The sequence below is a fragment of the Marinospirillum alkaliphilum DSM 21637 genome (genome assembly GCF_900119735.1).
Lineage (GTDB): Bacteria > Pseudomonadota > Gammaproteobacteria > Pseudomonadales > Halomonadaceae > Marinospirillum > Marinospirillum alkaliphilum.
Genome location: NZ_FPJW01000002.1, coordinates 259322 through 285134, shown reverse-complemented (window position 1 = coordinate 285134; position 25813 = coordinate 259322). Strand labels below are relative to the sequence as shown.

General features: G+C 55.2%; 23 protein-coding genes. 5 read left to right on the top strand and 18 right to left on the bottom strand.

Annotated elements, in window-relative coordinates:
- The first annotated feature begins 13 nt into the window (after positions 1 to 13).
- From nadC to BT114_RS04570, 3 genes are read left to right on the top strand one after another with little or no spacing between them, the layout of a single operon-like run.
- Complete coding sequence (gene nadC / locus BT114_RS04580) at positions 14 to 856, top strand: carboxylating nicotinate-nucleotide diphosphorylase (RefSeq protein WP_072325155.1); 843 nt, start codon at positions 14 to 16, stop codon at positions 854 to 856.
- Positions 857 to 869: 13 nt separating this feature from the next.
- Positions 870 to 1484, top strand: coding sequence for a class II aldolase/adducin family protein (locus BT114_RS04575; protein WP_072325154.1), 615 nt, complete (start codon positions 870 to 872; stop codon positions 1482 to 1484).
- A gap of 50 nt (positions 1485 to 1534) precedes the next feature.
- Positions 1535 to 2206, top strand: a complete 672-nt coding sequence (locus BT114_RS04570) for a hypothetical protein (RefSeq protein WP_072325153.1) — start codon at positions 1535 to 1537, stop codon at positions 2204 to 2206.
- A 13-nt stretch (positions 2207 to 2219) separates the two neighbouring features.
- Here the strand turns inward: BT114_RS04570 and BT114_RS04565 are convergent, their stop codons facing one another.
- Complete coding sequence (locus tag BT114_RS04565; RefSeq protein WP_072325152.1) at positions 2220 to 2624, bottom strand: flagellar basal body-associated FliL family protein; 405 nt, start codon at positions 2622 to 2624, stop codon at positions 2220 to 2222.
- A gap of 231 nt (positions 2625 to 2855) precedes the next feature.
- On the opposite strand from BT114_RS04565, the gene BT114_RS04560 reads away from it, so the two are divergent.
- A complete protein-coding gene (locus BT114_RS04560) occupies positions 2856 to 3341 on the top strand; it encodes an Rsd/AlgQ family anti-sigma factor (protein ID WP_072325151.1) in 486 nt (161 codons plus the stop codon).
- Between the two features lie 2 nt (positions 3342 to 3343).
- Here the strand turns inward: BT114_RS04560 and BT114_RS04555 are convergent, their stop codons facing one another.
- Both BT114_RS04555 and BT114_RS04550 read right to left on the bottom strand, forming a co-directional pair.
- Entirely contained in the window at positions 3344 to 3976 is a 633-nt protein-coding gene (locus BT114_RS04555; protein WP_084661898.1) for a YjaG family protein, read from the bottom strand.
- Position 3977: 1 nt separating this feature from the next.
- A complete protein-coding gene (locus BT114_RS04550; RefSeq protein WP_072325305.1) occupies positions 3978 to 4520 on the bottom strand; it encodes a gamma carbonic anhydrase family protein in 543 nt (180 codons plus the stop codon).
- 177 nt (positions 4521 to 4697) lie between these two features.
- Here BT114_RS04550 and prlC point away from each other — a divergent pair, with 177 nt between their 5' ends.
- The gene (gene prlC, locus BT114_RS04545) at positions 4698 to 6734 is read left to right on the top strand and encodes an oligopeptidase A (protein ID WP_072325150.1); all 2037 of its coding nucleotides are present in this window, start codon (positions 4698 to 4700) and stop codon (positions 6732 to 6734) included.
- Positions 6735 to 6756: 22 nt separating this feature from the next.
- Here prlC and BT114_RS04540 read toward each other — a convergent pair whose 3' ends face one another.
- The 15 genes from BT114_RS04540 to BT114_RS04470 all read right to left on the bottom strand — a co-directional run bounded on the left by BT114_RS04540 (position 6757) and on the right by BT114_RS04470 (position 25795).
- Positions 6757 to 7395 carry a glutathione S-transferase N-terminal domain-containing protein gene (locus BT114_RS04540; RefSeq protein ID WP_072325149.1) on the bottom strand — a complete coding sequence of 213 codons (639 nt, stop codon included), beginning with the start codon at positions 7393 to 7395 and terminating at the stop codon, positions 6757 to 6759.
- Positions 7392 to 7832, bottom strand: coding sequence for a hypothetical protein (locus BT114_RS04535; RefSeq protein WP_072325148.1), 441 nt, complete (start codon positions 7830 to 7832; stop codon positions 7392 to 7394). Before BT114_RS04535 ends, BT114_RS04540 begins: the two co-directional genes overlap by 4 nt.
- A 10-nt stretch (positions 7833 to 7842) precedes the next feature.
- Positions 7843 to 8787, bottom strand: a complete 945-nt coding sequence (locus BT114_RS04530; RefSeq protein ID WP_072325304.1) for a hypothetical protein — start codon at positions 8785 to 8787, stop codon at positions 7843 to 7845.
- Between the two features lie 11 nt (positions 8788 to 8798).
- Positions 8799 to 9143, bottom strand: coding sequence for a hypothetical protein (locus BT114_RS04525; RefSeq protein WP_072325147.1), 345 nt, complete (start codon positions 9141 to 9143; stop codon positions 8799 to 8801).
- A gap of 79 nt (positions 9144 to 9222) precedes the next feature.
- Positions 9223 to 11928 (bottom strand): EAL domain-containing protein, encoded by a 2706-nt coding sequence (locus BT114_RS04520; protein ID WP_072325146.1) that lies wholly within the window; start codon positions 11926 to 11928, stop codon positions 9223 to 9225.
- Between the two features lie 9 nt (positions 11929 to 11937).
- Positions 11938 to 12864, bottom strand: a complete 927-nt coding sequence (locus BT114_RS04515) for a tripartite tricarboxylate transporter substrate-binding protein (protein ID WP_072325145.1) — start codon at positions 12862 to 12864, stop codon at positions 11938 to 11940.
- A 97-nt stretch (positions 12865 to 12961) separates the two neighbouring features.
- Positions 12962 to 14230, bottom strand: a complete 1269-nt coding sequence (locus BT114_RS04510) for a valine--pyruvate transaminase (RefSeq protein ID WP_072325144.1) — start codon at positions 14228 to 14230, stop codon at positions 12962 to 12964.
- Positions 14231 to 14242: 12 nt separating this feature from the next.
- The gene (locus BT114_RS04505) at positions 14243 to 14491 is read right to left on the bottom strand and encodes a YheU family protein (RefSeq protein WP_072325143.1); all 249 of its coding nucleotides are present in this window, start codon (positions 14489 to 14491) and stop codon (positions 14243 to 14245) included.
- A 104-nt stretch (positions 14492 to 14595) separates the two neighbouring features.
- On the bottom strand, positions 14596 to 16644 hold the full coding sequence (gene ligA / locus BT114_RS04500) for an NAD-dependent DNA ligase LigA (protein ID WP_072325142.1): 2049 nt from the start codon (positions 16642 to 16644) through the stop codon (positions 14596 to 14598).
- Positions 16645 to 16685: 41 nt separating this feature from the next.
- Positions 16686 to 17963 carry a cell division protein ZipA gene (locus tag BT114_RS04495; protein WP_072325141.1) on the bottom strand — a complete coding sequence of 426 codons (1278 nt, stop codon included), beginning with the start codon at positions 17961 to 17963 and terminating at the stop codon, positions 16686 to 16688.
- A gap of 73 nt (positions 17964 to 18036) precedes the next feature.
- Positions 18037 to 21552: a chromosome segregation protein SMC gene (gene smc / locus BT114_RS04490; protein WP_072325140.1), complete on the bottom strand. Its 3516-nt coding sequence runs from the start codon at positions 21550 to 21552 to the stop codon at positions 18037 to 18039.
- Between the two features lie 15 nt (positions 21553 to 21567).
- Positions 21568 to 22788 (bottom strand): c-type cytochrome biogenesis protein CcmI, encoded by a 1221-nt coding sequence (ccmI, locus tag BT114_RS04485; protein WP_072325139.1) that lies wholly within the window; start codon positions 22786 to 22788, stop codon positions 21568 to 21570.
- Positions 22785 to 23300, bottom strand: coding sequence for a cytochrome c-type biogenesis protein (locus BT114_RS04480; RefSeq protein WP_072325138.1), 516 nt, complete (start codon positions 23298 to 23300; stop codon positions 22785 to 22787). Before BT114_RS04480 ends, ccmI begins: the two co-directional genes overlap by 4 nt.
- Complete coding sequence (locus BT114_RS04475; protein WP_072325137.1) at positions 23282 to 23821, bottom strand: DsbE family thiol:disulfide interchange protein; 540 nt, start codon at positions 23819 to 23821, stop codon at positions 23282 to 23284. The genes BT114_RS04480 and BT114_RS04475 overlap by 19 nt, the downstream gene beginning before the upstream one ends.
- Before the next feature lie 3 nt (positions 23822 to 23824).
- Positions 23825 to 25795: a heme lyase CcmF/NrfE family subunit gene (locus tag BT114_RS04470; RefSeq protein WP_072325136.1), complete on the bottom strand. Its 1971-nt coding sequence runs from the start codon at positions 25793 to 25795 to the stop codon at positions 23825 to 23827.
- Positions 25796 to 25813: the final 18 nt, after the last annotated feature.

The following is a 25813-nucleotide window of genomic DNA, read 5'->3' as shown; positions in this document are numbered from 1 at the left end:
CTGCGGAGCCCAGATGAAATTGCAGCCCCCACCTTACACCAGTATCGAACAACAAGTCCGGCTGGCCCTGCAGGAAGATGTCGGCAGCGGCGACATCACCGCACAACTGATTCCTGCCGAGCGAAACAGTAAAGCCCGAGTGATCACTCGCCAGTCTGGTGTTTTCTGTGGCACCGCCTGGGTGCAGGAAGTTTTTCGGCAGTTGGATCCAGGTGTGAAAGTGGAATTGCAGGTTGAAGATGGCCAGCGCCTGACACCGGATCAAACCCTGTTCACCCTGGAAGGATCCGCACGCGCCCTGCTGACCGGCGAGCGCACCGCACTCAATTTTGTGCAGACCCTGTCTGCCACTGCCAGCCGCTGCCGTGAATATGTTGATCTGGTGGCCCATACTTCAGTGCAATTACTGGACACCCGCAAAACCTTGCCGGGGTTACGCCTGGCACAAAAATACGCAATCACCTGTGGCGGTGGCCACAACCATCGCATTGGCCTTTATGATGCCTTTCTGATCAAGGAAAATCACATCCTGGCCGCCGGAGGCATCAAGGCTGCCGTGACTGCCGCCCACCGGATTGCACCGGGGCGCCCGGTGGAAGTGGAAGTGGAAAATCTGGACGAACTGCAACAAGCACTGGACGCAGGCGCCGACTGGATCATGCTGGATGAGTTTTCCATGACAGACACGCAGACTGCGGTCCAGATTAATGCCGGCCGCGCCCGACTGGAGGCCAGCGGTGGCATCACTCGTGACAACCTGGTGGCGGTTGCAGAAACCGGAGTGGACTGCATTTCACTGGGCACCCTGACCAAGGACATTCAGAGCCTGGATCTATCCATGCGATTGCTGGGCTGATGAAACCAGAAAGATGAGTGAACAAGAAGGCGTTATCCGTTACCAGTGCAATTTACAACCGGCCGGGTTTGAGTGGCCGGATTGCCTGCTGGCCGGATTAAACCTGTGGCGCAGCCGCATGATGCAAAAAGGCTGGATGGGCCAGGATCCTGCTCGTTATGGCGGACTGGGGTTTGGCAACCTGAGTCTGCGTCATGCCACACCAGCACACCCTCAGGCTTTTATCATCACCGCCAGCCAGACCGGCCACCTGACAACCCTCACCAGTGATGGCTGGCCGCTGGTGATTCAGGCCTCCACCACACAGAACAGCATTGATGCCCTGGGCAGCCACTCCCCTTCATCAGAAGCACTGAGCCATGCAGCGGTTTATCAAAGCAGTCCTCGCATCAAGGCAGTGATACATATTCACTGCCCAGACCTGTGGCACAAAGCACTGGCCTTGAAACTAACCGCCACCGCCAGACAAATAACCTATGGCACCCCGGCCATGGCCAGCGCCATTCATGAGCAAATTCACACCCCACAAGGCCTGCTGGTCATGCAGGGGCATCAGGATGGCTTGCTGGCCTGGGGGCCTGACCTCAGAACCGCTGCCGCCCAGCTGCAACACTTGCAAGATCACTGAAACACCCCTTAACCTATAAGAGCTCCGAAAACCATCCAGGATAACAGGCAATGACACCCGACCGGACTCATGAACTGATCCTGATCGGACGCACCCCTCAGAGTGAGTCCATCAGACAGGCACTGCTTGAGCGTTTTCCACAGACAGACATCTGTCTGGTGGACGCTTGCAACGAAGCCGACATCCAGTTTGAAGTAACCGATATTCACCGGGATGCCAAAGGCATTTACCATCTGCACTCCAGCAACGGACAACGCCTGTCTGCCCAGCGCCTGGTTGTCAGCATTGGCAGCTCAACACTGTTGCTGGCTCATCGCATGGGTTATGGCAGACACCTGTGCCTGTTTCCGGTTACCGGTGAAGCACCGCTTCAGCAATTTACACCCTGCCTGAGTGCAAATCGCACCAGCTCCATCCTCCGTTGGCTGCAGTCACTGGGCACTGGCCCAAACCTGTTTCGCAACCTGGCCGGCCTGCTGGGCAATAAAAACACACGCCAGCTACTGCTGGCAGGGTTAAAACGAAGCTGGAAAAAAGCCGAAGAAAATGAAGAAGCTGTGCATCAATGCGAAGTGTTTAATCGCGAAGAAAAGAGCCTGACCAACACGCCTCAGCTGTTAAGCACCAGTCAGCCTCTGGTATTTGTGCTGACAGCCAGTGCCAGCCAACCGCTGAATCAGGATCTGCTGAAACAACTCCTGACTGAACTGCAGCTCAACTGAGAGGTGCTCCCTCTCAGTTCTGAAAAATGAAATTGGTAAACAACACTTCCCTGATCACCGGCTGTCCCACTTCCCGCTCCATGGCTTCCTGCAACACCTGCAGCATCTGCTGACGAATGCGCTCCTGCCCACTGGCTGTGACGACATTGTTTTCGTTCTGGCGTGCCAGATTCAACACAATGGTATTGCGGATCAGCGGCATTTGCTGCTCAACAGCTGTTGCAGCACGCGCACCTTCCACCATCACCGTCATGTCCACCTTGACGTACTTCAGTCGACCCGGACCACCGTAGTTAGTCACAAATGCTGGTTGCAACGGAATGTAAAACACGTCACTGGAAGCCTGAGCAGGGGGCGTGCCTGCCGGAGCCAGCATCAGACTCAGGGCCAACAATAAATTAATGGCAGCAAAACGCATATTTAACTCCCTGAAATGCCAAAAAAGATCACTGCAGCAAGTGTATTGTTTTAGCTCCTGCAAGGCTAGCCTGTGAATGCAACAAAGCAGGGTAAACACGTAGCGTCAGGGAAGACTTGCATAACAGTCTGAAAATGCGCGACACTGATTCATCCTGAACCACTCGCTGCACCGGGGGTTCAAAAGCCGATTAAAATCGATGCAACAAGTACAAAAAGAGGAGTACTGACCATGCTGGAATCCTGCAAAAGTGCTCAGGAACGCTGGGGTGGTGTGCATCAACTGATTGATCGCTGGCTGGAAGAACGCCGCCAACTGCTGGTCAGTTACAACCGCCTTTGCTCAACATTAAAAGACAAGGGACAGATCAGCAGCGAGCAACTGGAAGCCTTTCGTGAGTGGCTGGTGGACTACCTGAGTGCCGGACACTTTGAGATTTATGAACAGCTGTTGCACGAAGCAGAAGCCTTTGATGATCGTGAAGCGATTGCCCTGCTGGATACCAGCCTGCCGCTCTTGCACGACTCCACCCAGGCACTGATGCAACAGGAAGACCGCCTGACGCCGCTGGCATTGAGCAGTCTGGATGCCACGCTCAGCACCACGGGAGAACTGCTGGCTGAGCGTTTTGAGCACGAAGACCTGCTGATCGAGCGCCTCCATGCAGTCCACGCTCCCCTGGTGACGGATACTGACCCGGAAACTGCAGAAGCCTGATCTCAGGCTTCTTCATCCTCCAGACTGATCCCCAGATTACTGACCCCCTGATTCCGTGCCAGCTCCCGTATCTGGCGAATCAGCTCCGGATGAGGCTGAAACTGGGATGACACCTGCGCCAGCAACTCATCCTGAAAATCATTTTCATCCTGCATCAGGGGCTGGGCATTCAACCAGGCCGCAACCTGCTCTTCTTCCAAGGTTTCTGGCAACTGCATTTCCAGGAACTGACGCACGGTAGAACGGGACAGCTTGCTGGCCCTGACCGCAGTGTCCGGGTCCGGCTGCTGTCTCTGCTCAACTGCCAGCTCCAGCGCCATCACCGCATCCAGTGCCGGATAAACACCATAAAAATCAAACGCCGCCGGATCAGGCTGCAAGGCAGGCAACTTTTCCTGCTGCACCGCCCAGTTGATGCGAGCCTCACGCACCAGCAGACTTTCCCACAGCAGCCCCAGCAACTTGTTCAGCTCCGCACCACCTTCAAAAGCCACAGACTCACTGAACAGCTGATAATTAATGGCACTGCGCTGTGCCAGCGCCGTGGCAAAGGCCAGTTGCTGCCAGTCACTCAAGCGGCGCAAGCGTTGATTGAATGACGGTGGTTTTTTGTTGCCCTGCCCCCCATCCTTCATCTCAAGCCTCCCAGCCTTCGGCCAGATGCTTGTCTTTCAGGCGCACATAGTTACCGGCCGAGTAGCTGAAAAACCGGCGTTCCTTATCGGAAATGGCACGCAACTGGCGTGCCGGGTTACCGGCATAAACATGACCACTGACCAGGGTCTTGCCCGGCGGCACCAGTGCACCGGCGGCAATGATCACCTCATCTTCCACTGTCACACCATCCATCACAATGGCACCCATACCCACCAGAATGCGGTTGCCCAGCGTGCAGCCGTGCAACACGGCTTTATGGCCGATAGTGACCTCTTCACCAATGACCAGCGGATAACCACCCGGATTGAAGTCACTGGCATGAGTGATGTGCAACACGGCGCCATCCTGCACACTGGTGCCCTTGCCAATACGGATGTGATGCATGTCACCCCGCACCACAGCCATTGGCCACACGGACACATCATCACCCAGCTCCACATCCCCCAATACCACTGAGGTGGGATCCACAAACACTCGCTCACCCAGACGGGGGGTGACACCCTGATAACTTCTGATTGTCATGCTGTTTTGCACCTGCGTCATACCCAAGGCGCCAAGCTTAACGCTCCATCAGGCATTTGTCAGTTGAAACCCGGACAGCCACCCCCACCTCCAATGATTGAAAGATCAGACAAATGAACATTTCGGCCTGACCCGCCTCTGTTAAACTGGGTCATCAATCTGTCGATGGAGTCCTGCATGAACGCCAGTAATCCCCTGCTTCACTTTGAAGACCTGCCACCCTTTGACCGCATCAGCCCCGATCAGGTGGAACCCGCACTGGATCAGCTGCTGGCAGCCAATCGTGCAGCGGTGGAAAAGGTACTGCAGCAGACTGACCACAACTGGCAGCAACTGATTGTGCCACTGGACGAAGCCGGTGATCGCCTGTCTCGCAGTTGGTCACCGGTTTCCCACCTGAATGGTGTAAAGAACAATGCCGAGCTGCGCAGCGCTTATGAACAGTGCCTGCCAAAACTCTCCGAATTCTCCACCTGGTTCAGCCAGCATCCCAGCCTGTTCGAGGCCTACCGCGAACTGGCAGAAAAAGCCGGTGAAAGCCTCAACACCGCCCAGCAAAAGATGCTCGACAACACCCTGCGGGATTTTCGCCTCAGTGGGGTGGATCTGCCGGAAGCCAGAAAACAGCGTTTTGCCGACATTCAGAAACGCCTTTCCGAACTGACCAACCGTTTTTCCAACAACGTACTGGATGCCAGCCAGGGTTGGAGCAAACACATCACCGATGCAGCAGAGCTGGTCGGACTGCCCCCATCCGCTCTTGATTCAGCGGCAGCAGCGGCAGCGGCAAAAAATCTGCAAGGCTGGTTGTTCACGCTGGACTTTCCCAGTTTTCAACCGGTGATGACCTACGCTGACAACCGCGCCCTGCGTCAGGAGGTTTACACCGCCTTTGTCACCCGCGCCTCTGATCAGGGACCTCAGGCCGGACAGTGGGACAATGCGCCACTGATGGAAGAAATCCTCGCTCTGCGGGAAGAAAAAGCGGCCCTGCTGGGTTTTGCTTCTTATGCCCACCTGTCCGTGGAACGCAAGATGGCGCGCAGCCCTGAGGAAGTCATTCAATTTCTGGAAGACCTGGCAGCACGCGCTCATCCGCAAGCCCAACAGGAGTTTGCCGAACTCCAGGCCTTTGCTGCAGAACAGGGCGTGGATCACCTGCAGCCCTGGGATGTGGGTTATTACTCTGAAAAACTGCGCCAGGCCCGTTACGCCATCAGCCAGGAAGAGCTGCGCCCCTGGTTCCCGGCACCCAGGGTCATTGAAGGCCTGTTCCAGGTCGCCGGACGGCTGTTTGACCTGAGTTTTGAAATGGATGCCTCGGTACCCACCTGGCACCCGGATGCCCGTTATTATCGGGTGGTGCGCAATGGCCAGCCGCTGGCCGGTTTTTATCTGGATCTTTACGCCCGTGAAGGCAAGCGTGGCGGTGCCTGGATGGATGTCTGCCGCAACCGTCGCCGTACAGCGGATGATCAATTGCAACTGCCGGTCGCTTACCTGACCTGCAACTTCACCGCACCGGTGGGTGGCAAACCCAGCCTGCTGACTCACACCGAGGTCACCACCCTGTTCCACGAGTTCGGTCATGGCCTGCACCACATGCTGACCCAGGTGGATGTGGCTGATGTGGCTGGCATCAACGGTGTCGCCTGGGATGCCGTGGAGCTGCCCAGCCAGTTCATGGAAAACTTCTGCTGGGAAAGGGAAGGGCTGGACTTGATCACCGGGCACATCGACACCGGTGAGCCACTGCCACAAAACCTGTTCGAAAAAATGCTGGCCGCAAAAAACTTCCAGTCGGCGATGCAACTGGTACGTCAGCTGGAGTTTTCACTGTTTGATTTCCGCCTGCACCTGCAACTGAAAAAGCCGGATGCTGCAGCCATTCAAGGCTTGCTGGATCAGGTCCGCCAACAGGTCAGTGTGGTGCCCACGGCAGCCTTCAACCGCTTCCAGAACAGCTTCAGCCACATTTTTGCCGGAGGTTATGCCGCCGGTTATTACAGCTACAAGTGGGCAGAAGTGCTGTCGGCGGATGCCTTCAGTGCCTTTGAAGAAGAAGGGATTTTCAATCCGGAAACGGGTCGGCGCTTCTGCCGGGAAATTCTGGAAAAAGGCGGCTCACAGGATGCCATGGAACTCTTCATCAACTTCCGTGGCCGCGAACCTCAGGTGGATGCCCTGCTCCGACACAGCGGCATCACTGGCTAAGGTAAAAAAACAGCGGGGCTGTTCAGCCCCGTTGTTCCAGATCCAGTGCCATGCCGCGCTGCACGGCGGGTCTGGCCAGCACGCGCGCCAGCCATGCCTTGACCTGTGGGAAATCGTTGATGTTCATCTTCTGGCCTTCCCACAGACTGGCCCAGCCCACCAGTGCCATGTCAGCAATCGAATAATCACCGGCCACATAGTCCCGCCCGGCCAGACGGCGATCCAGTACCCCATACAAGCGACGGGTTTCTTCGGTATAACGCTGGATGGCATAAGGCACCTGTTCCGGTGCGTATTTGTTGAAGTGATGATTCTGCCCCAGCATCGGGCCAAAACCACCCATCTGCCACATCAGCCACTGATCCACTTCCACCCGCTGGCGTTCATCCTGAGGGTAAAAACGCCCGGTCTTGCGACCGAAGTATTGCAGGATGGCACCAGACTCAAAAATACTGATCGGTGCACCACCCGGACCATCCGGATCCACCACCGCCGGAATGCGGTTATTCGGTGAGATCGCCAGAAACGCAGGATCAAACTGCTCGCCCTGGGTGATATCCACCCGTTTCACCACATAGGGCAGCCCCAGCTCTTCCAGCAAAATGGAAATTTTCCAGCCATTGGGGGTAGGAAAATAATACAGCTCGATTAGCTGGTTCATTGACTACCCTCACCACCGGAAGCGGTTGATGCTGGTCGAGGCGGTGTTTGCAGCAGCTTCTGCAGTTGCTCCACACCCAGCAATTGCAGCGGATTGCAGTTGCGCAGACGCACTTCACCTTCCAGTACACTGCCACGGGAATACTCGCGGAAGATGCACTGATTGCTGGCCGGGTCATAATTCTGAATCCACAGATTGTCATCCTTCCAGGTCACACCGATGTGGTACTGACCTTCCGGCACCTGAATCTGCATCGAACCACCCCAGCGCTTAACCAGCATCTGCTCCAGGTAGTAGTAATAAAAAATGTGCCCCATCACCGCCAGTAACAGTGCCACCACCAGTGCCGGCTTGATTTTTCCCAGCCGCATGCCGATCAGGTAAAACGCCCCCAGCACCACTGAAGCCACCAGAATCCAGTAAAGATTAGCCAACATACCGATCTCCTTAAAAGGCTACACACGCCAGATAAATGGCGGTTTTTTCTTCGTGGGATGAATAATAACTGACCCAAAGTTCGCTGCCATGTTCAACCAGTCCTGCATAACTGGTATCCCCTCCCGACGGGAGGGTAAGCTGAGTCTGAACCTTGCCAGTGGCCGGATCAATATAACAGAGCGCTGTGGTGGCCGTTTTTTCTTCAAAATTGATCAGACGCACTGCAGCCACCAGCCGACCATCCGTTAAACATAACAATTTCGGTCCACCAACATGACAACTCAGTGCCTGCCATTGCCAATCCCGATAAGGTGGGCGAGCCTGACCCAACCAACCATGGGCATTACCACCATCACGGCGCAGCAGGCACCAGGCAGTGGCATCGGTATCAAATGCCAGCGAGGCTTCATTGGCATAGGTATCCGGTTCAGGAAAAAGCTGCTCACGCACCTGTTGCCAGTGCAGGCCATCACGGGTGGTATACAAGGCACCTTCCCGATCCTTCCCGGTATAGGCCACGCTGTAACCCTGCCCATCATGCCAGCTGGCACTCCAGCGCCAGGTTCCTAGACCTGTCTGTGGACAACAGAAGGCATCACTCCAATACCTGCCATCAGCTGACAGCCAACTGAGTGAACGATGCTTGAAACCATCAACCGGCTCCAGCAATCTCACCGCGCCCAGCAACAATAGTTGGCCATCAGCGGTCACGGAAAAATCAGCATCCCGCAGATCCCCATCGGGATGGCTCAGCAGGGCCACCGAGCGCCAGTGTTTTCCATCTGAAGACTCAAGTATTCGCAGCTTGCCATCATCACTGATGTGCGTTTCACCTTCACGAAAGGCACAATACCAACGCTCGTTGAATCGGATCAGATCGGTAAAGGCATTATGGGGTGCCTGATCCCAGATCAGACTACAGGAAGCAGCTTCATCAACACCTTGCCTCAACATCAACAGGTTATTCAACGCCTGAGTATAACCCGCTGCTGCTGACCTTGTGTGCCCCGGTTGGCGCAGAAGTCCTGTTGTAACCCGTCGGCATAACTCACCAGCACATTAAAACCGGCAGCCGGTGGATGATTCAAAAACAAGCTGCGCTTTTCACCGGGGGCCAGCCGCAGTGCCAGCAGGCTGGACTGGCCGGAGGCGTGACCAAAATCCAGTTTCAGGCTGGTGATCAGTTGATCAGAGGCGTTTTCAAATTCAACCAGCAAACTGGCCTCTGGCAATCGCACACCGGGGTTCAGCCACCAGCCTGCCAGAAAACCCAGCAACAGGGTGGCCATCAATAAAAGGCGTGGTTTCATAAGCAGTTTGCACCCTGTCCATCATGGTTGTGATCGATGCTCCAGTATGCGATGGATCAAACCACTTTGCCCATTGGGCTCAGGGTCGCACTCGAGGAGCTTCCAGCAAGGGCAACAATTCCTCCACTGGCATCGGACGGCCAAACAGGTAACCCTGATAGGCCATGCAGCCAAAGTCGGCCAGGCGCTGTTTCTGTTCAGGCAACTCCACACCCTCAGCAATCACCGACAGCTTCATGCTCTGGGCCAGTGAAATAATGGTACGGGCAATGTCGCAGTCTTGTGGGTCGGTCAGCAGATCACGTACAAAAGACTGGTCGATCTTGAGCTGATCCAGGGGTAACTTCTTCAGATAGGCCAGTGATGAATAACCGGTACCAAAATCATCCAGTGAAAAACTCACGCCCTGCGCCTGCAAGCGGGTCATCTTGCTGATGGTGTCTTCCATTTCATCATCATCCAGCAGCAGGCTTTCGGTGATCTCCAGCTTCAGGCGAGCCGGATCAGCGCCATGTTGCTTCAAGGCTGCTTCCACCCGTTCAGCAAAGTCCGGCTGGCGGAACTGCATCACACTGATATTAACAGCCAGGGTTAAATGACTGGATCGTGAATCCTGCCCCCAGCGCGCCAGCTCCTGACAAGCGCTTTCCAGCACCCACTGCCCCAGAGGCAAAATCAAACCGGTATCCTCAGCCACAGGGATAAACTCACCCGGTGAAATACCCCCACGCTCCGGGTGCTGCCAGCGCAATAAAGCTTCCGCACCAATCACCAGGTCAGCTGCACTCATCTGCAACTGGTAGTGCAACAGAAATTCACCCCGCTGCAAACCCACACGAATATCCTGCGCCAAAGCAGCATGGGCCAAAACCCGCTGCTGCATTTCCGGACTGAAAAAGCGCCAGGTATTTCGCCCTGCAGCCTTGGATTGATACATCGCCAGATCAGCCTGCTGCATCAACTCGTTAACACCCGTTTGCTCACCACAAAAGAGTGTGATGCCCATACTCAAGGTTGAAAAATGCTGAATGGCATCCATGGCGTAGGGTTTGATCAGGCTGGCCTGTAACCGGGCAGCCAAGGCATCAACCTGCTGGAGCGCACGCTGCAGATCTGTGCCCAGGTGCTCAACCAAAACCACAAACTCATCGCCACCCGGCCGGGCCAGCGTATCGCGAACATTCACCTGCTGCTGCAGACGCTCAGCCACCAGTTTTAACAACCGATCACCCACCTGGTGACCCAAGGTGTCATTCAGGGTTTTAAAATCATCCAGATCCAGATAAAGAATGGCGCCGTACTCACCATGCCGACTGCTGTGACTGAGTGCTGACTGCACCCGCTCCAACAACAGCTGACGATTGGGCAACCCGGTCAATTGGTCATAAAAGGCCAGGTGCCGGATTTTCTGCTCGGCAGCCCGGCGCTGGGTTACATCCAGCAGTGTGACCACATGATTCAGCAGGCGCTGGTCAATATCACTGTATACCGCTGAAATACTCAACCACTGCAGGTACGGCTGACCATTATGCCTTTGGGCACTGATTTCACCCTGCCACCAGCCTTCTGCTTGCAAGGTCTGCAGCATCTCCTGCAACTGATCTGCGGCCTGATCCTGGCTGAAAAACACCTGTTGCAAGGATTGCCCCACGACTGCATCAGAGGCATAACCAGTGATTTCAGTAAAAGCCTGGTTGACCCGGAGAATTTGCTGTCGCTCATCCGTTACCAGCATCCCTTCAGCAGCCTCAAACACCCTGGCCGCCACCTTCAGGCTTTCCACCATCTCCTGCATGGCTTCACCAACCTGATTGAACTCATGCACCCCACCGGGAATAAAGGTGACACCCCGCTGCCCTTGGCGTATGGCACGGATGTAATCCTGCAGTTGCCCAATGGCACGACTGTGAGCAACATGCAACAGAGTGGCTGCCAGCAACAGAAACAACAGAAAACCACCACCCGTTACTGCAAATACTTCCCGAAATTCGCCTTCAACCCCGGGAAAACGTGAACGTGCCACACCCAACTCCAGTTCCAGACCTGCAGGCAGCGCTTCAAATCCTAATGCCTGACGCAAGCGATACATGCCCTGTTGTTGGCTGAATCCTGCCTGTGGCAGCTGCTCCAGTGAGGTATCCGGTTGCCAGTCAAACACCACACCAGCCTCGGTAAAAAGCCTCAGATAATCCAGGCCTGCCTGGTCAATCAACTGTTGTTTAAATTCCCGGTTATCACTCAGTGCCAGACCCACAAACAGGTAACCCCGCAACTGGATACTACCCGGATCAAAAACTGGTGCAGCTCTAAGCAAGGCAGTATGCCCACCATACTCAACCAGCCGCCAACCCCCGGTGTAGTGCAGAGGCGCACGCATTTGCTGCAGCAAGGGTTGCAAGGGGTAAAGGCTGGAGCCAGCATCCAGCAACAATTTGCGTTCAGCATCCAGCAGAAAAAAGATGTCCAGCGACTGACTGGCATAAGAATCCCTGAACAGAAACAGCATGTCTTCCGTCAGGCCGGTAGTGCTGGCGTTTGCAGCCGTAAGGCTACCAATCACATGGTTGGTCAGGGTACTGCGCAAATAGGCATCCAGCAGCTCCAGGCGATTCTGTAACTGACTTTCAATCACTCGATGGCGTTGCTGCAGATTATGTTCTATCTCGGCTTCCAGGTTGCGCTGGCTGACTTGCAGGGAGTAAACCAGTGTCAGGGTCATGGCCAGCAGCCCAATCAAGCCAAAAATCAGTACCATCCGGGTGGTCAGGCGATAGGCGCGCGGCATGATGACTCCTTAGTGAGGTTGCTGTTCAACAAGACTGCGCAAACTACTGCTTTGTTGCTCCAGAAACGCTTGTAACTCAGTACCTGAGTGAAACACCACCGGTAGTTGCATGGTGTCACGCGTCAGTTTGATAAAACGGGGGTTTTGGGTAATGGATGCAAAAGCCTGCACCAGGCGCTCCAGTTGATCGTCCGGTGTGTCTGCAGGCACAGTGATGACCCGGAGTGAGTCCAGCACCAGGTCATAACCCAGCTCCTGAAGTGTTGGTACTTCTGGTGCCAACAGCAGCCGTTCTTCGCCAAAAGCTGCCAGCAACCTCATTTCACCGGTTTCCAGATAACGGCTGTGAGTGCCGCCACTAAAAGCAAAATCGGCATCACCTGCCAGTACCAGGCCAGCCATGCCTGCACCGCCCCCGGTGGGCAAAATACGCAGATTAATGCCTTCCTTGCTTGCAATACGGCTTATCAGGTAACGATCCAGCAGTATCTGGGTGGCATAACTCAACTCGCCCAGCTGCCGCCCTTGCTTCAATAGTTCTGCCCAGTTGCTCCAGGGAGCACGACTGGAAGTCACCAGTGCCAGCTGATCACGACTAATGGCTGCAACATAACGAAAGCTGCCAAGATCATAAGAAGTGGGTGAAACCAGCGGGGTAAAGGTGTAGGTATGAGAAGGGCCGTACTGCAACACATAACCCTGTTCCGAACTGGCTGCCAACATGGCTGCAGCGGCTGCACCACCAGCACCTGGGTAATGCAGCAACTCAACCGGCTGTCCCAGCTCTTGTTGCAGCAGTTCTACCAATAGCTGTGCCTGACGATCAACACTACCGCCTGGATTAAAACCAACCAGCAGTGTCAGTGGGCGCTCAGGGTAAGCGGCCACTGACACTGGCAAACAAAGTAATAACAACAGTAAAACGACCTGTTTCATCAGGGGCTACTCATGTCATCTACCGACTGATTTCAGTCTAGGTAAATGCAGTTTGAGATACCACTGATAAAATGCAAGGCTATGGCATCAAACTGTTTCAGCTCGCTGACGTAAAAGCCCGTTTTACTTCCTCGGCCAAAATCTGCAAACCTTTGGCAACCAGCTCATCGTCTTGTGAATAGGTCACCCGCAGGCATTCGTGGCGATGCCGCCAACGGCCGTCATCCGGCATGCCGGGGAAGAAGTAGTGGCCAGATACCACCAGTACACCCCGTGCCTTCAAACGCAGGTAGAGTTCATGGCTGGTGATGGGCAAACCGGGGAACCACAACCACAGAAACATGGCACCTTCCGGCTGATGCAGCATCCAGGGGCAGTGATCAGCCAGCTCCTGCTGCAATAAAGCCACTGCCTTGTGCATCTTGGCTTGATACCAGGGGCGCACCTGCTCACGACTGAGGCTGAGGATTTCACCACTGCGTACCAGAGGCTCCATCAGTTGCGGGCCAAAACTGCCGGTGGCCAGATTCAGGATGGCATTGGCACCACTGAGCGCCTGAATGATCTCCGGGCGGGCAATCACAATGCCGGTGCGAGCGGCCGGCAAACCCAACTTGGACAGACTGAGGCAAAGCACCACCTGCTCATCCCAGAAGGGATGGATCTCGGTGTAAATCAGCTCAGGAAAGGGGCTGCCATAAGCACCATCCAGAATCAGCGGAATGTCCCACTGACAAGCCAGGCCATGCAGCCGCTGCACTTCTTCATCCGTCAGCACATTGCCGGTCGGATTGGTCGGGCGGGACACACAGATGGCACCGACCTGTTCATCCAGTTGCAGCTGATCAAAATCCACCCGGTATTTGAAGCTGTGATCACCCAGTGTCTCAATCACCGGTTTAACACTGCGGAAGGTGTCCGCATCCAACCCGGCATCCGCATAACCCAGATACTCCGGTGCCAGAGGCAAAAGGATCTGGCGACGACTGCCATCCGGCAACTGACCGGCAAACAAATTAAAAAGAATAAAAAAGGCCGCCTGACTGCCATTGGTCAGGGCAATATTGGCTTCCGTCAGTCCCCAACCATAGGTGGCATTCAACAGATCCTTCAAGGCCGAGATGAAACGCGCTTCCCCCTGTGGGGCATCATAAATGCCAACCAGCCGCTGAAAGGCCTGGGGATCGGCGGCAATGGCTGCCAGTTCTTCCCGCAACCGGGTCTGAACCGGTTCCAGGTGGCCGGGATTACCACCTCCCATCATGATCATCGGCTGATCACCGGACAAGGCCTTGCCCAGATCATCCATCAGGCTGTTGATACCGGCCTGACCGGAAAACTTGTCTGCAAACTGAGTGAATTTCACGGTTAACCTTCTTTATTCCAGAGCCTGCAAAAAGCTTTTGGCCTGTTGCAAGGTCATCACCTCGGTGGTTTCTGTCTCGATATCGTGCAGAATCACCAGTTCACCGCGTTGCAACTGCTGTTTCAGTTGTGCGGTCCAGTTCTGTATGCCTTCTTCACTGCTGGTGTCATAACCCTGACGGGTGACAAACACCTCCAGCAAGGCATCCAGGGTTGCTGCTTCAAGCAGCGAAGGCGGGATTTCCACAAAGCGTTGGTGCATGGGATTATGCCTTTTGAGCGAAGATAAAGCCTGCTGCTTGAGTTTAACAAGTCAGCATAAGGAGGCCAGTCGGTTGAGAAGCGTGGGTAGAGTAACCGTCATTGTCATTGCTTCTTATACTTATCAAACAACGCCTTCAGGGTTTCCTCATCCAGCACAGACACACCCAGCGACTCGGCTTTGGCAAGTTTTGAACCTGCCGCTGCACCGGCCACCACACAGGTGGTTTTTTTTGAAACACTGCCCGATACTTTGGCACCCAGGGCTTCCAACCGCTCTTTGGCTTGATCCCGGGTCAGGTTTTCCAGGCTGCCGGTCAGCACCCAGGTCTGGCCGGTTAATGGCAGGTCTTCGCGGCGACGTTCTGCTTCTGGCCAGGCAATACCCTGATCCAGCAGATCCCTGATGGTTTCCAGGTTATGGGGTTCATCAAAAAAGGCTCGGATGTGCTGGGCTACAATCGGACCGATGTCATCCACATCCAGCAGCTCTTCATTGCTGGCTTTCATCAGGGCATCCAGACTGCCAAAATAACGGGCCAGATTGGCCGCGGTGGCTTCACCCACTTCACGGATACCCAGTGCATAAATAAAACGCGCCAGGGTGGTTTGTTTGCTGGCTTGCAGGGCCTGCAGCAAATTGGATGCTGATTTTTCGGCCATGCGCTCCAGTGCTGCCAACGGCTCCAGCTCCAGGCGATAAAGGTCTGCCGGGCTTTTCACCAGATCTGCATCCACCAACTGTTCAATCAGCTTGTCACCCAGGCCTTCAATGTCCATGGCCTTGCGACTGGCAAAGTGTTTGATGGCCTCTTTACGCTGAGCGGCACAATAAAGGCCACCGGTACAACGATACACCGCCTCACCTTCAGCGCGTTCAACATGTGAACCACACACCGGACAAGCTGCGGGCACCCCAACTTCGCTGGCATCAGCAGGACGCTGCTCAATAATCACCCGGACAATTTGCGGAATCACATCACCTGCTCTGCGGACAACGACTATATCCTTTCTTTTAAGTCCTAAACGGCGCACCTCGTCCATATTGTGCAGGGTGGCGTTGGATACGGTGACACCCGCCACCTGCACTGGCTCCAGCCGAGCAACAGGAGTCACCGCGCCGGTACGACCCACCTGAAACTCCACATCCAGCAGTTGTGTGATCTGCTCCTGTGCCGGGTATTTAAATGCTGTGGCCCAACGTGGCTCACGGGCGCGGAATCCCAGTTCCGCCTGAAGCCGCAGATCATTAAGCTTCAGCACCGCCCCATCAATGTCAAAGGGTAGTTGATCCCGCTGGGCGGCCAGTGCATCACAGAACCCTTTCAGCCCGATATAACCTTCTACACAACGCAGCAGGTGACTGATTTTAAAACCCCAGCCTTTTAACTGCTGCATGGCCTGAAAGTGGGTTGGTGCAGCAAACGCCTCGCTGACCTGAGCCACCTGATAAGCCGTGAACTCCAGCGGGCGGGTGGCGGTGATGCGTGGGTCCAGCTGGCGCAGGCTGCCAGCAGCGGCATTGCGCGGGTTGGCAAAGGTTTTTTCACCGGCCTCACGGGCGCGTTCATTCATGGCCTCAAACGCCGCTCGCGGCATGTACACTTCGCCTCGAACTTCCAGCAGCTCCGGCAAGATCTGGTCAGGCGTTTCACGGCGCAGTTGCAAGGGAATGGAGCGCAGGGTTTTCAGGTTCTCGGTGATGCCTTCGCCGGTCTGCCCATCTCCACGGGTCACCCCCTGCACCAGCAGGCCATGCTGATAAATCAGACTGATCGCCAAGCCATCCAGCTTAGGCTCACAGCAGAACTCCAGATTCGCATCACTCCGCCCCAGATCGTCCAGCTCTCGCTGAATGCGGCTGACAAAAGCCTGCAGGCTTTCATCATCAAAGACATTACCCAGTGACAACATGGGCACTTGATGGGTGATGGATGGAAAGGCTTTCAGTGGCTCAGCACCCACCCGCTGGGTAGGTGAGTCTGGCGTCATCAGTTGTGGATGCTCGCTTTCCAGCTGCTGCAACTCGCGGAACAGGCGGTCATATTCAGCATCAGGCACACTGGGATCATCCAGTACGTAATAGCGATAGTTGTATTCATTCAACTGCTGACGTAACGCAGCAATACGCTGCTCAAAACCAGGTGTGTTCATTTGGAAGCTATCCGCAGGCTCGGCCACTGGATTGATTCGAATCAGACCTTGCCTGCTTTTTTTGCTTTCAGGCGGGTCTTGTGTTCAAAATCCTTGATACGCTGACGATAGTGTTCCACCGTCTGTTGTGTGAGATTACTGCGCTGTTCATCCTGCAGCTCAGCCCCCCAGTTCTTTTCCATCACCCTGGCGGTTGCCAGCATGCGATCAAACACGGGCATGGGTTGACGAACATTGGGTAAAGGCATTACCAACACCAGACCAGGGGTGGTGAAGTCATCCAGGGTTGTTTCATCAAAACAGCCGGGGGCAAACATGTTCACCAACGAATAACCCAGCGTTGAAACACCTTCCCGTTCATCCACGTAATGATAAAAGCCGCTTAAGCTTAAACGCATGCCGATCATTTCCATGAACTTTTTCAAGTGGCGACCATGGAAGGGCTGATCATCAGGCGCTTGGACATTAATGGTAAGAAACTCTTCCGAGCTGCCCCAGGTGCTCTTTTCCAGATTGGTTAATACCGCTGCACGCAGTTGCTGCTCTTCGTCTTCTTCTTCGCGCAGGTAGGTTTCCAGCTCTTCAGCCGTTAAAGCCGGATCTTCATCGTCAGCTTCAGCAACCGGATCAATTTTACCTGGTTTGTTTGATACAGGAGCGGTTGATACAGCCGCCCTTGTGGGTACTGCAGAAGGCAGATCCACCAGATCATCATCATCCGGGGTCAGCAAGGCTTCATCATTGGCAGCCGCAGCGACCAGAATGGGTGGTTCAACGGGTGTTTCTGCAACTTCATCCACACTACCGCCAACTGTTGCTACACGGCGCTGCTGCAGGCGCTGCAGTTCCTGTTGTTGCTCAACCATCGAGCGACGGGATTCGGCCAGAAACTCTGGATCAACTTCAAACTGGCGGCGCATTTTTTCCCAAGCCAGTTCTTCATCTTCTGGCAGGTCTTCTTCCACCATGGCACGGGAGGAAATTGCAGCAGTCCGTTCTGGCTCTGGCTGGTGCTGTTCGGTCTGGTGATCCTTGTCAGCCACTACGGCTGTTGCTTCTGGCAAGCGCTTACGCAGCACTGGAATAGGGTCATCATCAAAAACATCAATATCATCAAATAGTGGATCAAGCGCTCGACGATCCCGATTCAAGCCAGGCAGTTCACGCGCAATACAAGCCTTGCGTTCGGCTTCTTCCGGGTCATCAAAGTCTTCTGCCATGCGGCGGCGAGTAGCGGCCCGCTTGCGGCGCAGTGCATCCAGCAGCACCCCGGCAAAAATCACCACACCCAGCAGTATCAAGACTTGTTGCAAACCCATAATCCGCTCTCTGCGCCTGAAACATCAAACCGGCAATGTTACCAATTCTACCTGCCGGTTACAGTAAAAACCTTCAGCTTGCGACCATGGCAGATGCTTCTTCCAGATCAACACTCACCAGACGGGAGACACCTGGTTCCTGCATGGTGACACCCATCAGTTGCTCAGCACTTTCCATCGCCTGTTTGTTGTGAGTGATGTAGATGAACTGGATACGTTCTGACATTTCCCGCACCAGCTTGGCATAACGCCCGACGTTGGCATCATCCAGTGGCGCATCCACTTCATCCAGCATACAGAAGGGTGCCGGATTCAGCTCAAAGATCGAGAACACCAGTGCCAGGGCAGTCAGTGCTTTTTCACCGCCGGACAGCAGATGAATGGTGGCATTTTTCTTGCCCGGTGGACGGGCCATAATTGCCACTCCGGTTTCCAGCAGGTCATCACCGGTCAATTGCAGCCAGGCGGTACCACCACCAAACACCTTGGGAAAGAGTGCTTGCAGTCCCTGGTTCACCTGCTCAAAGGTTTCCCGAAAGCGAACCTTGGTTTCTCGATCAATGCGTTTAATCGCCTGATCCAGGGTGTTGAGTGCATCCTCCAGCTCAGCATTCTGGGCATCCAGATATGCCTTGCGCTCAGCCTGCTGGTCATACTCTTCTATCGCTGCCAGGTTGATCGCGCCCAGACGACGAATGCGCTCCTGGGTATCTTCCAGGTCAGCCTGCCAGCGTGACTCCAGGGCATCTTCCGGGAGTTGCTCCATCACCGCTCGCAGCGTCAGATCCAGTTCACGCAGCTGCTCCAGATGACTGTCACGTTTCACCATCAGGCCTTGCTGCTGCAAGCGTTGCTGCTCCAGCAGTCCTCTTAGACGGTCCAGCTCACGGTCCTGCAGGCTACGCTGCTGCTCCAGCTCACGCTGCTCCTGCTGGGCTTGCTGCTGTTGCTGACGCAGCTGCTGGACACTGGTTTCCTGTTCACGGTGCAGTTGCAACAGGTCATTCAACTGCTCACCGGGCTCATCAATCGGCTCACGGGCCGCTTCCAGCTCCAGCAATAGATGTTCATGGCGCTCATCCAGACGCTGCAACTGTTCTTCCAGTCGCTGTAAAGCCTGATCTGCAGCCTGTTCACGGGTCACCAGCTGCTGTTGTTTCAGGCGAGCTTCCTGCAACACCTGTTGACGCTGGCGCAGTTGCTGGCGTTGTTGTTCACGTTGTTCACGCAAGGCATCCCGCTGCTGCTGACGACTTTCACGCTGTTCACTGTTGGTTTCCAGCTGTAGCAGCGCTTCTTGCCAGCGCTCCTGATCTTCAGCAAGGGTTTCCAGCAGCAATTGTTGCTCCTGCTGTAATTGCTGCAACTCATCGGCCAGTTGCTGACTGCGCTGGCGACTATGCTGAATGCGGGTTTGCAGGCTGGCTTGCTGGCTGGCCAATTCGGATAACTGCTGCTGCAAGGGCCGACGCAAAGCGGCTTGCTGTTGAATACTGGCTTCACAGGCTTGCAGTCGGGCATGTTGTTGCTCTTCTTCCTGCTCCAGGCTTTCCAGTTGTGCATCCAGCGCCAACTGTTCCTGCTCCAGACGTCGAATTTCCTGCTGTCGAGCCAGCACGCCGGTTGAGCGGGCTGTTTCTGCCTGCAACAACAAACCGTCGCGGAATACCTGCTCACCCCGCGGGGTGATGCAACACTGATCATCGGTCAACGCCTGACGCTGCTGCCAGGCCTGTTCAAGATTGCTGACCGGTCGGCAACGTGCCAGGCGTAACGCCAGGCTGGCGGGTAAACATTCCGGGTTGGACAGATACTGCAGCAGGCCATCACGGCTTGCTGCCTGGCCTTGCTGCTGGTAGAGCAACAGATCACCGGCTGGCAAGTCTGCCAGTTGCTGTGGTAACTGTTGGTCCAGCGGCACTTCACTGAGTAACGCGGCGAGTGCATCACGCAAGGCCACTTCCACAGCCTTTTCCCAGCCATCACTGACCTGCAAAACTTCCCCCAGATGCAACCAGCGATCCAGTTGCTGTGCCTTTAACCAGCTTTCCAGCTCTGCATCCTGGCCATCCAGTTCAGCCTGCTGTAACGCCTGCAATGAAGCCAGGCGCCCTTGCACCTGCTGCAATCGACTGCTGGCTTGCTGTAACTGCTGACGCAAATCGCGCTGGCGCTCCTGCAGGGTTAAACGCTGCTCCTGCTGCTGTTCATCAGCGGTATCCAGCTCCAGCAAGCGATCTTCCAGTCCTTCACGTTCCATCAACAGGTGTTGCAGTTGCTCGTCTTCTTCATCCACCACAGCCAGTTGTTGCTGCTGCTCCTGCAGGCGGGTCATGCGCTCGCGAAGTGATGATAAACTGCGTTCATGTTGCTGGATGCGTGCCTGGGCCAGTGCGGCTTCACGCTGGTCTTTTTCAGCATCAGCCACAAAATCATCCCAGTGGTCCTGCATCACCTGCAACTGCTGCTCCAGCTCATCCATGCGCAGCTGTTCTGTTGCTTCCAGCTCGATCAGCTCTTCCACCAGCGGCAGCAACTCTTCCAGTTCCTGCTGCAACAGCGCCAACTGCTCACGATCCTGTTGCATGGCTTGTTCAGCCTGCTGGCGCTGCTGTTTCTGTTGTTCCAGTTCAGCCTGTAATTGACGCTCCCGCTGCAGACGATGCTGCATGCCTTGTTCCAGGCGGGCAATCTGCAGGCTGGTTTCAGTCAGTTGTTTCTGGGCCACTTCCAGCGCGTCGGTGGCCTGGGCCTGATGCTCTCGACTGGCTTCCAGCCGCGCCTCACCCTGACGCAGAGTCACCAGGCAGGCTTCCTGCTTTAATTCCAGCTCGGCGATTTGTTCAAGAATACCAGCCAGTCGATGATCCGCTTCACGCCAGCGCAGTACCGCCAGTTCGGATTTCAGTCGCCGCTCACCGGCTTTCAGCTGCTGAAAACGCCTTGCCGCTTCTGCCTGACGACCCAGGCGCTCCAACTGGCGCCCCAGTTCTTCTCGCACATCACTGAGACGCTCCAGGTTTTCCTGAGTACGACGCATGCGATTTTCAGTTTCACGCCGCCGTTCCTTGTATTTGGAAATACCTGCTGCTTCTTCCAGATAAACACGCAATTCTTCAGGGCGGGCTTCAATCAGGCGCGAGATCATGCCTTGTTCAATGATGGCATAACTGCGTGCACCCAAACCGGTACCTAAAAACAGGTCGGTGATATCCCGACGGCGGCATTTGCTGCCATTCAGCAGGTAACTGGATTGGGCATCGCGGGTGACCACCCGCTTGACGGAGATTTCAGCATACTGGGCATAAGCGCCACCCAGTTTGCCTTCACGGTTGTCAAACACCAGCTCAATGGAGGCCTGACCCACCGGTTTTCGATTGCGCGAGCCGTTAAAGATGACATCGGTCATCGACTCCCCGCGCAGGTATTTGGCAGAGGACTCACCCATGACCCAGCGCACTGCATCAATGACATTGGATTTGCCGCAGCCATTGGGGCCGACAATCGCGGTCATGTTGCTCTTGAAGCTGACCGTGGTGGGGTCCACAAAGGACTTGAACCCGGCCAGCTTGATGGATTTTAAGCGCATGGGTGGCTGTGTCCGTTACAGCTGCTGATTAATTTCCAGTTCAATGCGTTGCTGACCATCCACTTCCAGCACCTCACTGGTTCCTTGCCAATCACCTTCCTGAGCCTCGGGTGTGCCACGCTGAGCAACACGGGCCTGGATCACCACTCGTTCAGCCGATGACAGGTTGTTATCCGGCATCATCGCTTGTTTGTCACTGAGCAATACAGTGGTTGGTAAGTCAGCAACACGCAAGCGAGTTGCTGCCAGAGGCGCACCACCACCTCCCTCACGATGAGCAAACACAAACACTGTGGCTCGAGGATCAGCCAGCAGACTGGCCGCATTGCTCAAGCTGATGGTAACGGCAAACTCCGGACCACCCACTTGTAATGGTTTCATACCCAGGCGTTCACGTACCTCGGCAATGCCTTCACGCAAGGATTCAATGGCATCCACACTGGAAGCACGCAACAGGGCTGCTTCCCAGTGACGCCGTGCAGCATCCCAATCTTCCTGCTGGTAAGCAGCCATACCCAATAAGCTGAGGGTAGCTGGTTCACCGGCATCAAGCGCTTGGGCCTGATCGATCAGTTGCTGAACACGTGGACTGATACGATTACCATCATGGAAATAAAGCACTTGTGCCTGCTGTGCCAACAGGCGTGCACTGGCTCCCTGGATGCGGATCAGTTCACCAATGGCTTCAGCGCCATCCTCCAGACGCCCCAAATCTATGTAGATACGCGCCAGCAATGACCAGCCCTGAGTGTCATTGGGATTAGCCTGAACCGTTTCTTCCAGACGGCGTAACAAGCCGGCAAAATCCTGACGGCCTTCTTCAATCAGACGCTGCTGGGCAAAGTAACTTTCCAGGCCGGGTTGTGCGCCCAAACGACTGTAAAGCATCCAGGAAGAAGCCATCACTGCAGCAACCAGTACAGCCACGGCGGAAACCATTACCCCACGACCGGGCTGGTGCCAGGGTTTGCGTTGTTGTAACTGGGCATCATCCAGTAGCAGGTCCTCAATTTCTGCCTTCATTTCCGGATAGGCTGCTTCGTCCACCCGTCCTTCCTGCAGGTCCAGCTCCAGTTGAGCCAGTTTCTGGTGGTAAAGCTCAATATTGGCCAGCTGGCGGGCATGTTGCTGACCTTCAAGGTTTTCCATCAGTCGAGTGCGTCGAAATACCGGCCAGATCAGGAAAAGGGCCGTCAGCAGGGCCAGCAGAAACATGCCGATCCACAAAGCGATCATGAGGATTCCTTCGAATTCGTTGTTGAAGATGCAGAGCGTTCAAGCTCCAGAATCTGTTGTAAACGCAATTGACGCTCCGAGGGAGACAAGGGTCGGTCAGCGGTTGTTTCATCCTTGCCCTTGTCACTGCGGCGACGCGCCAGCAGGAACACCAGCAGCAGCCCGGCCACAACCAGCACTGGTGGCAGGAACCACAACAGCCAGGTGTCACTGCGTACAGGCGGGCGGTACATGATGAACTCACCAAAACGAGCCTTCATGAACTCAAACACCTGCTGGTCCGTGTAACCCTCTTCGAGCAAACGAAACAGCTCCTGGCGCATGTCGTAGGCACTGGGTGAGTTGGAGTCCACAATGCTCTGGTTTTCACATTTGGGGCAACGCAGCTCACCGCCCAGGCTTTGAAAACGCAGGCGATTTTCTTCGCTGCTGAAGTCATACACTTCAATTGCAGCCTGTGCCACACCCATCAACAAGAGTGCCAGTAAAAGTATCAGCGTGCGTTTTGCCACTTGCGTACCTCCGGCATGATGACCTGGTCAACCAGCTGAGGGGTAATCACCCCAGCCAGGTGGTAACGAACAATACCCTCACGATCGATCAGAAAGGTTTCCGGTGCACCGTAAACCCCCAGGTCAAAGGCCAGTGCCCGTACACCATCCGGCTCATAAAGGTTCAACACATAAGGGTTACCCAGCTGTGCCAGATAACGGAAGGCCTTGGGGCGTTCATCCTTGTAATTCAGGCCCACCACCGGTACACCCATCTGGGCCATCCGCAGAATTTCATCATGCTCGTCATAACAGCTTGGGCACCAACTGCCCCACACGTTCAGCAGAAACACTTCACCCAGCAGGTCATCACGGGTCACCAACAGTGCTTCATTATCCAGCCGGGGTAGGGTGAACTCAGGCAAGGGCTTGTTCAGCAGCGCAGAATCACGCGCTGCCGGGTCCATACTCAAGCCCTTGTAAAGAAAAACACCCACCAGCACAAACAGGATAAAAGGCAGGAATAACAGAAATCGCTTCATGGCTTACTCCGTTTTTCCAGCATTGACTGGCACACTCGCCACCCGCATGCGGTAACGCCGATCACTGATCGCCAGGATACCGCCCAGCGAGGCAATGAAGGCTCCCAGCCACAACCAGCGTACAAAAGGCTTGTAATGCACCCGCATGGCCCAGGCATCTTCTGACAGTTCTTCACCCATGGCTACGTAGATATCCTTTAACAGGCCCCAATCGATGGCCACCTGGGTCATCGGCATGCCACGCACCACATACAGGCGCTTTTCAGGTGTCAGGGTACTGATCAGGCGCCCCTGGCTGTTACGGACCTCCACAATGGCACGATCAGCAATGAAGTTGGGGCCTTCACGGTGTGTCAGTTCAGTCATGGTGAACTGGTAACCCTTCACCACCACGGTTTCACCCACAGCCATGCGGACATCCCGCTCTTCGCCATAGTTGGAGACCATGGTCACACCCAGCACAATCAGGGCTGCACCCACGTGCCCCCAGAACATGCCCCAGCGGCTACGGGTAATACCTTTCCAGCCTTGTTTGCCACGTGAAGCTTCCCAGATATCGCGCAAGCTGGTGGTCATCACCCAGAAGAACAAGGTCAGGCCCAGCGCCACCCAGATGCTCCACTGGCCATCATAAACCCAGGGCAAGAGTGCAAAACCCAGCACCAGAGTAATGGCTGCTGACAACCAGAGCTTTTTACGCAGCTTTTGCCACTGCATGGCTTTCCAGTCAGTCAGCGGCCCCAGCCCCATAAACACACCCAGTAGCAGCATCTGCGGCACAAACAGGGCATTAAAATAGGGCGGCCCTACCGAAATCTTGCCTTTGCCCAGTGCATCCAGTACCAGTGGGTACAGGGTTCCCAGCAACACCGTAATACAGGCCACCACCAACAGGATATTGTTGGCCAGCAGAAACACATCTTTTGAAATCAGTGAATAACTGACGCGTGCCTTGAAATTGGGTACCCGGATGGCATACACCAGCAACGAAACACCCACAGTGACCGCCAGCAGCACCAGCAGGAAAAAACCACGATCCGGGTCATTGGCAAAAGCATGCACTGAGTTGAGTACACCCGAGCGAACCAGGAAAAAGCCCACCAGGCTCAGTGAGAAGGTGGCGATGGCCAGCAGCAGCGTCCAACTTTTGAACACTCCGCGCTTCTCGGTCACTGCCAGTGAGTGCATCAGCGCAGTACCGGTCAGCCAGGGCATCAGCGAAGCGTTTTCCACTGGGTCCCAGAACCACCAACCGCCCCAACCCAGTTCGTAATAAGCCCACCAGCTCCCCAGCGCAATACCGGAGGTCAGGAAAGCCCAGGCAGTGGTGGTCCAGGGGCGGCTCCAGCGTGCCCAGGCAGAGTCCAGTTGGCCAGTCCAGAGGGCCGCCAGTGCAAAGGCAAAGGTGACGGCAAAACCCACATAACCCATGTACAACAAGGGTGGATGGAAAATCAGGCCAGGGTCCTGTAACAAGGGATTCAGGTCGGCGCCATCCGCCGGAATGCGCGGCAGAAAACGATCAAATGGATTGGACGTAAATACCACAAACAACATCATGCCAATGCTGACAAAACCCAGCACCGACAACACCCGTGCCAGAATTTCCACAGGCAGGCCACGACTCAGGGATACTGCAAAGGTCCAGCCAGCCAGAATCCACAGCCACAGCAGCAACGAACCCTCATGCGCACCCCATACAGCACTCATCTTGTAATACCAGGGCAAGGCTGAGTTGGAGTTGGCAGCCACATACGCAACACTGAAGTCATCCAGCAGGAAACTGGCCGTCAACATCAGGAAGCTGATGGTTAACAGGGTAAACTGGGCCCAGACGGCAGGTTGGGCATAGGCCAGCCATAAAGGCTGGCGAGTGAAGCTGCCAATCATCGGCAACAGGGCCTGAACCACAGCCATCACCAGCGCCAGTATCAGTGCAAACTGCCCCAGCTCCGGTAAAAACAGAACATCCATTCAATACACCTTGTCAGG

Coding starts and splice junctions, on each gene's coding strand:
- nadC (WP_072325155.1), top strand. CDS start 14: ATGAAATTGCAGCCCCCACCTTACACCAGTATCGAACAACAAGTCCGG.
- BT114_RS04575 (WP_072325154.1), top strand. CDS start 870: ATGAGTGAACAAGAAGGCGTTATCCGTTACCAGTGCAATTTACAACCG.
- BT114_RS04570 (WP_072325153.1), top strand. CDS start 1,535: ATGACACCCGACCGGACTCATGAACTGATCCTGATCGGACGCACCCCT.
- BT114_RS04565 (WP_072325152.1), bottom strand. CDS start 2,624: ATGCGTTTTGCTGCCATTAATTTATTGTTGGCCCTGAGTCTGATGCTG.
- BT114_RS04560 (WP_072325151.1), top strand. CDS start 2,856: ATGCTGGAATCCTGCAAAAGTGCTCAGGAACGCTGGGGTGGTGTGCAT.
- BT114_RS04555 (WP_084661898.1), bottom strand. CDS start 3,976: ATGAAGGATGGGGGGCAGGGCAACAAAAAACCACCGTCATTCAATCAA.
- BT114_RS04550 (WP_072325305.1), bottom strand. CDS start 4,520: ATGACAATCAGAAGTTATCAGGGTGTCACCCCCCGTCTGGGTGAGCGA.
- prlC (WP_072325150.1), top strand. CDS start 4,698: ATGAACGCCAGTAATCCCCTGCTTCACTTTGAAGACCTGCCACCCTTT.
- BT114_RS04540 (WP_072325149.1), bottom strand. CDS start 7,395: ATGAACCAGCTAATCGAGCTGTATTATTTTCCTACCCCCAATGGCTGG.
- BT114_RS04535 (WP_072325148.1), bottom strand. CDS start 7,832: ATGTTGGCTAATCTTTACTGGATTCTGGTGGCTTCAGTGGTGCTGGGG.
- BT114_RS04530 (WP_072325304.1), bottom strand. CDS start 8,787: ATGTTGAGGCAAGGTGTTGATGAAGCTGCTTCCTGTAGTCTGATCTGG.
- BT114_RS04525 (WP_072325147.1), bottom strand. CDS start 9,143: ATGAAACCACGCCTTTTATTGATGGCCACCCTGTTGCTGGGTTTTCTG.
- BT114_RS04520 (WP_072325146.1), bottom strand. CDS start 11,928: ATGCCGCGCGCCTATCGCCTGACCACCCGGATGGTACTGATTTTTGGC.
- BT114_RS04515 (WP_072325145.1), bottom strand. CDS start 12,864: ATGAAACAGGTCGTTTTACTGTTGTTATTACTTTGTTTGCCAGTGTCA.
- BT114_RS04505 (WP_072325143.1), bottom strand. CDS start 14,491: ATGCACCAACGCTTTGTGGAAATCCCGCCTTCGCTGCTTGAAGCAGCA.
- ligA (WP_072325142.1), bottom strand. CDS start 16,644: ATGAACACACCTGGTTTTGAGCAGCGTATTGCTGCGTTACGTCAGCAG.
- BT114_RS04495 (WP_072325141.1), bottom strand. CDS start 17,963: ATGGGTTTGCAACAAGTCTTGATACTGCTGGGTGTGGTGATTTTTGCC.
- smc (WP_072325140.1), bottom strand. CDS start 21,552: ATGCGCTTAAAATCCATCAAGCTGGCCGGGTTCAAGTCCTTTGTGGAC.
- ccmI (WP_072325139.1), bottom strand. CDS start 22,788: ATGATCGCTTTGTGGATCGGCATGTTTCTGCTGGCCCTGCTGACGGCC.
- BT114_RS04475 (WP_072325137.1), bottom strand. CDS start 23,821: ATGAAGCGATTTCTGTTATTCCTGCCTTTTATCCTGTTTGTGCTGGTG.
- BT114_RS04470 (WP_072325136.1), bottom strand. CDS start 25,795: ATGGATGTTCTGTTTTTACCGGAGCTGGGGCAGTTTGCACTGATACTG.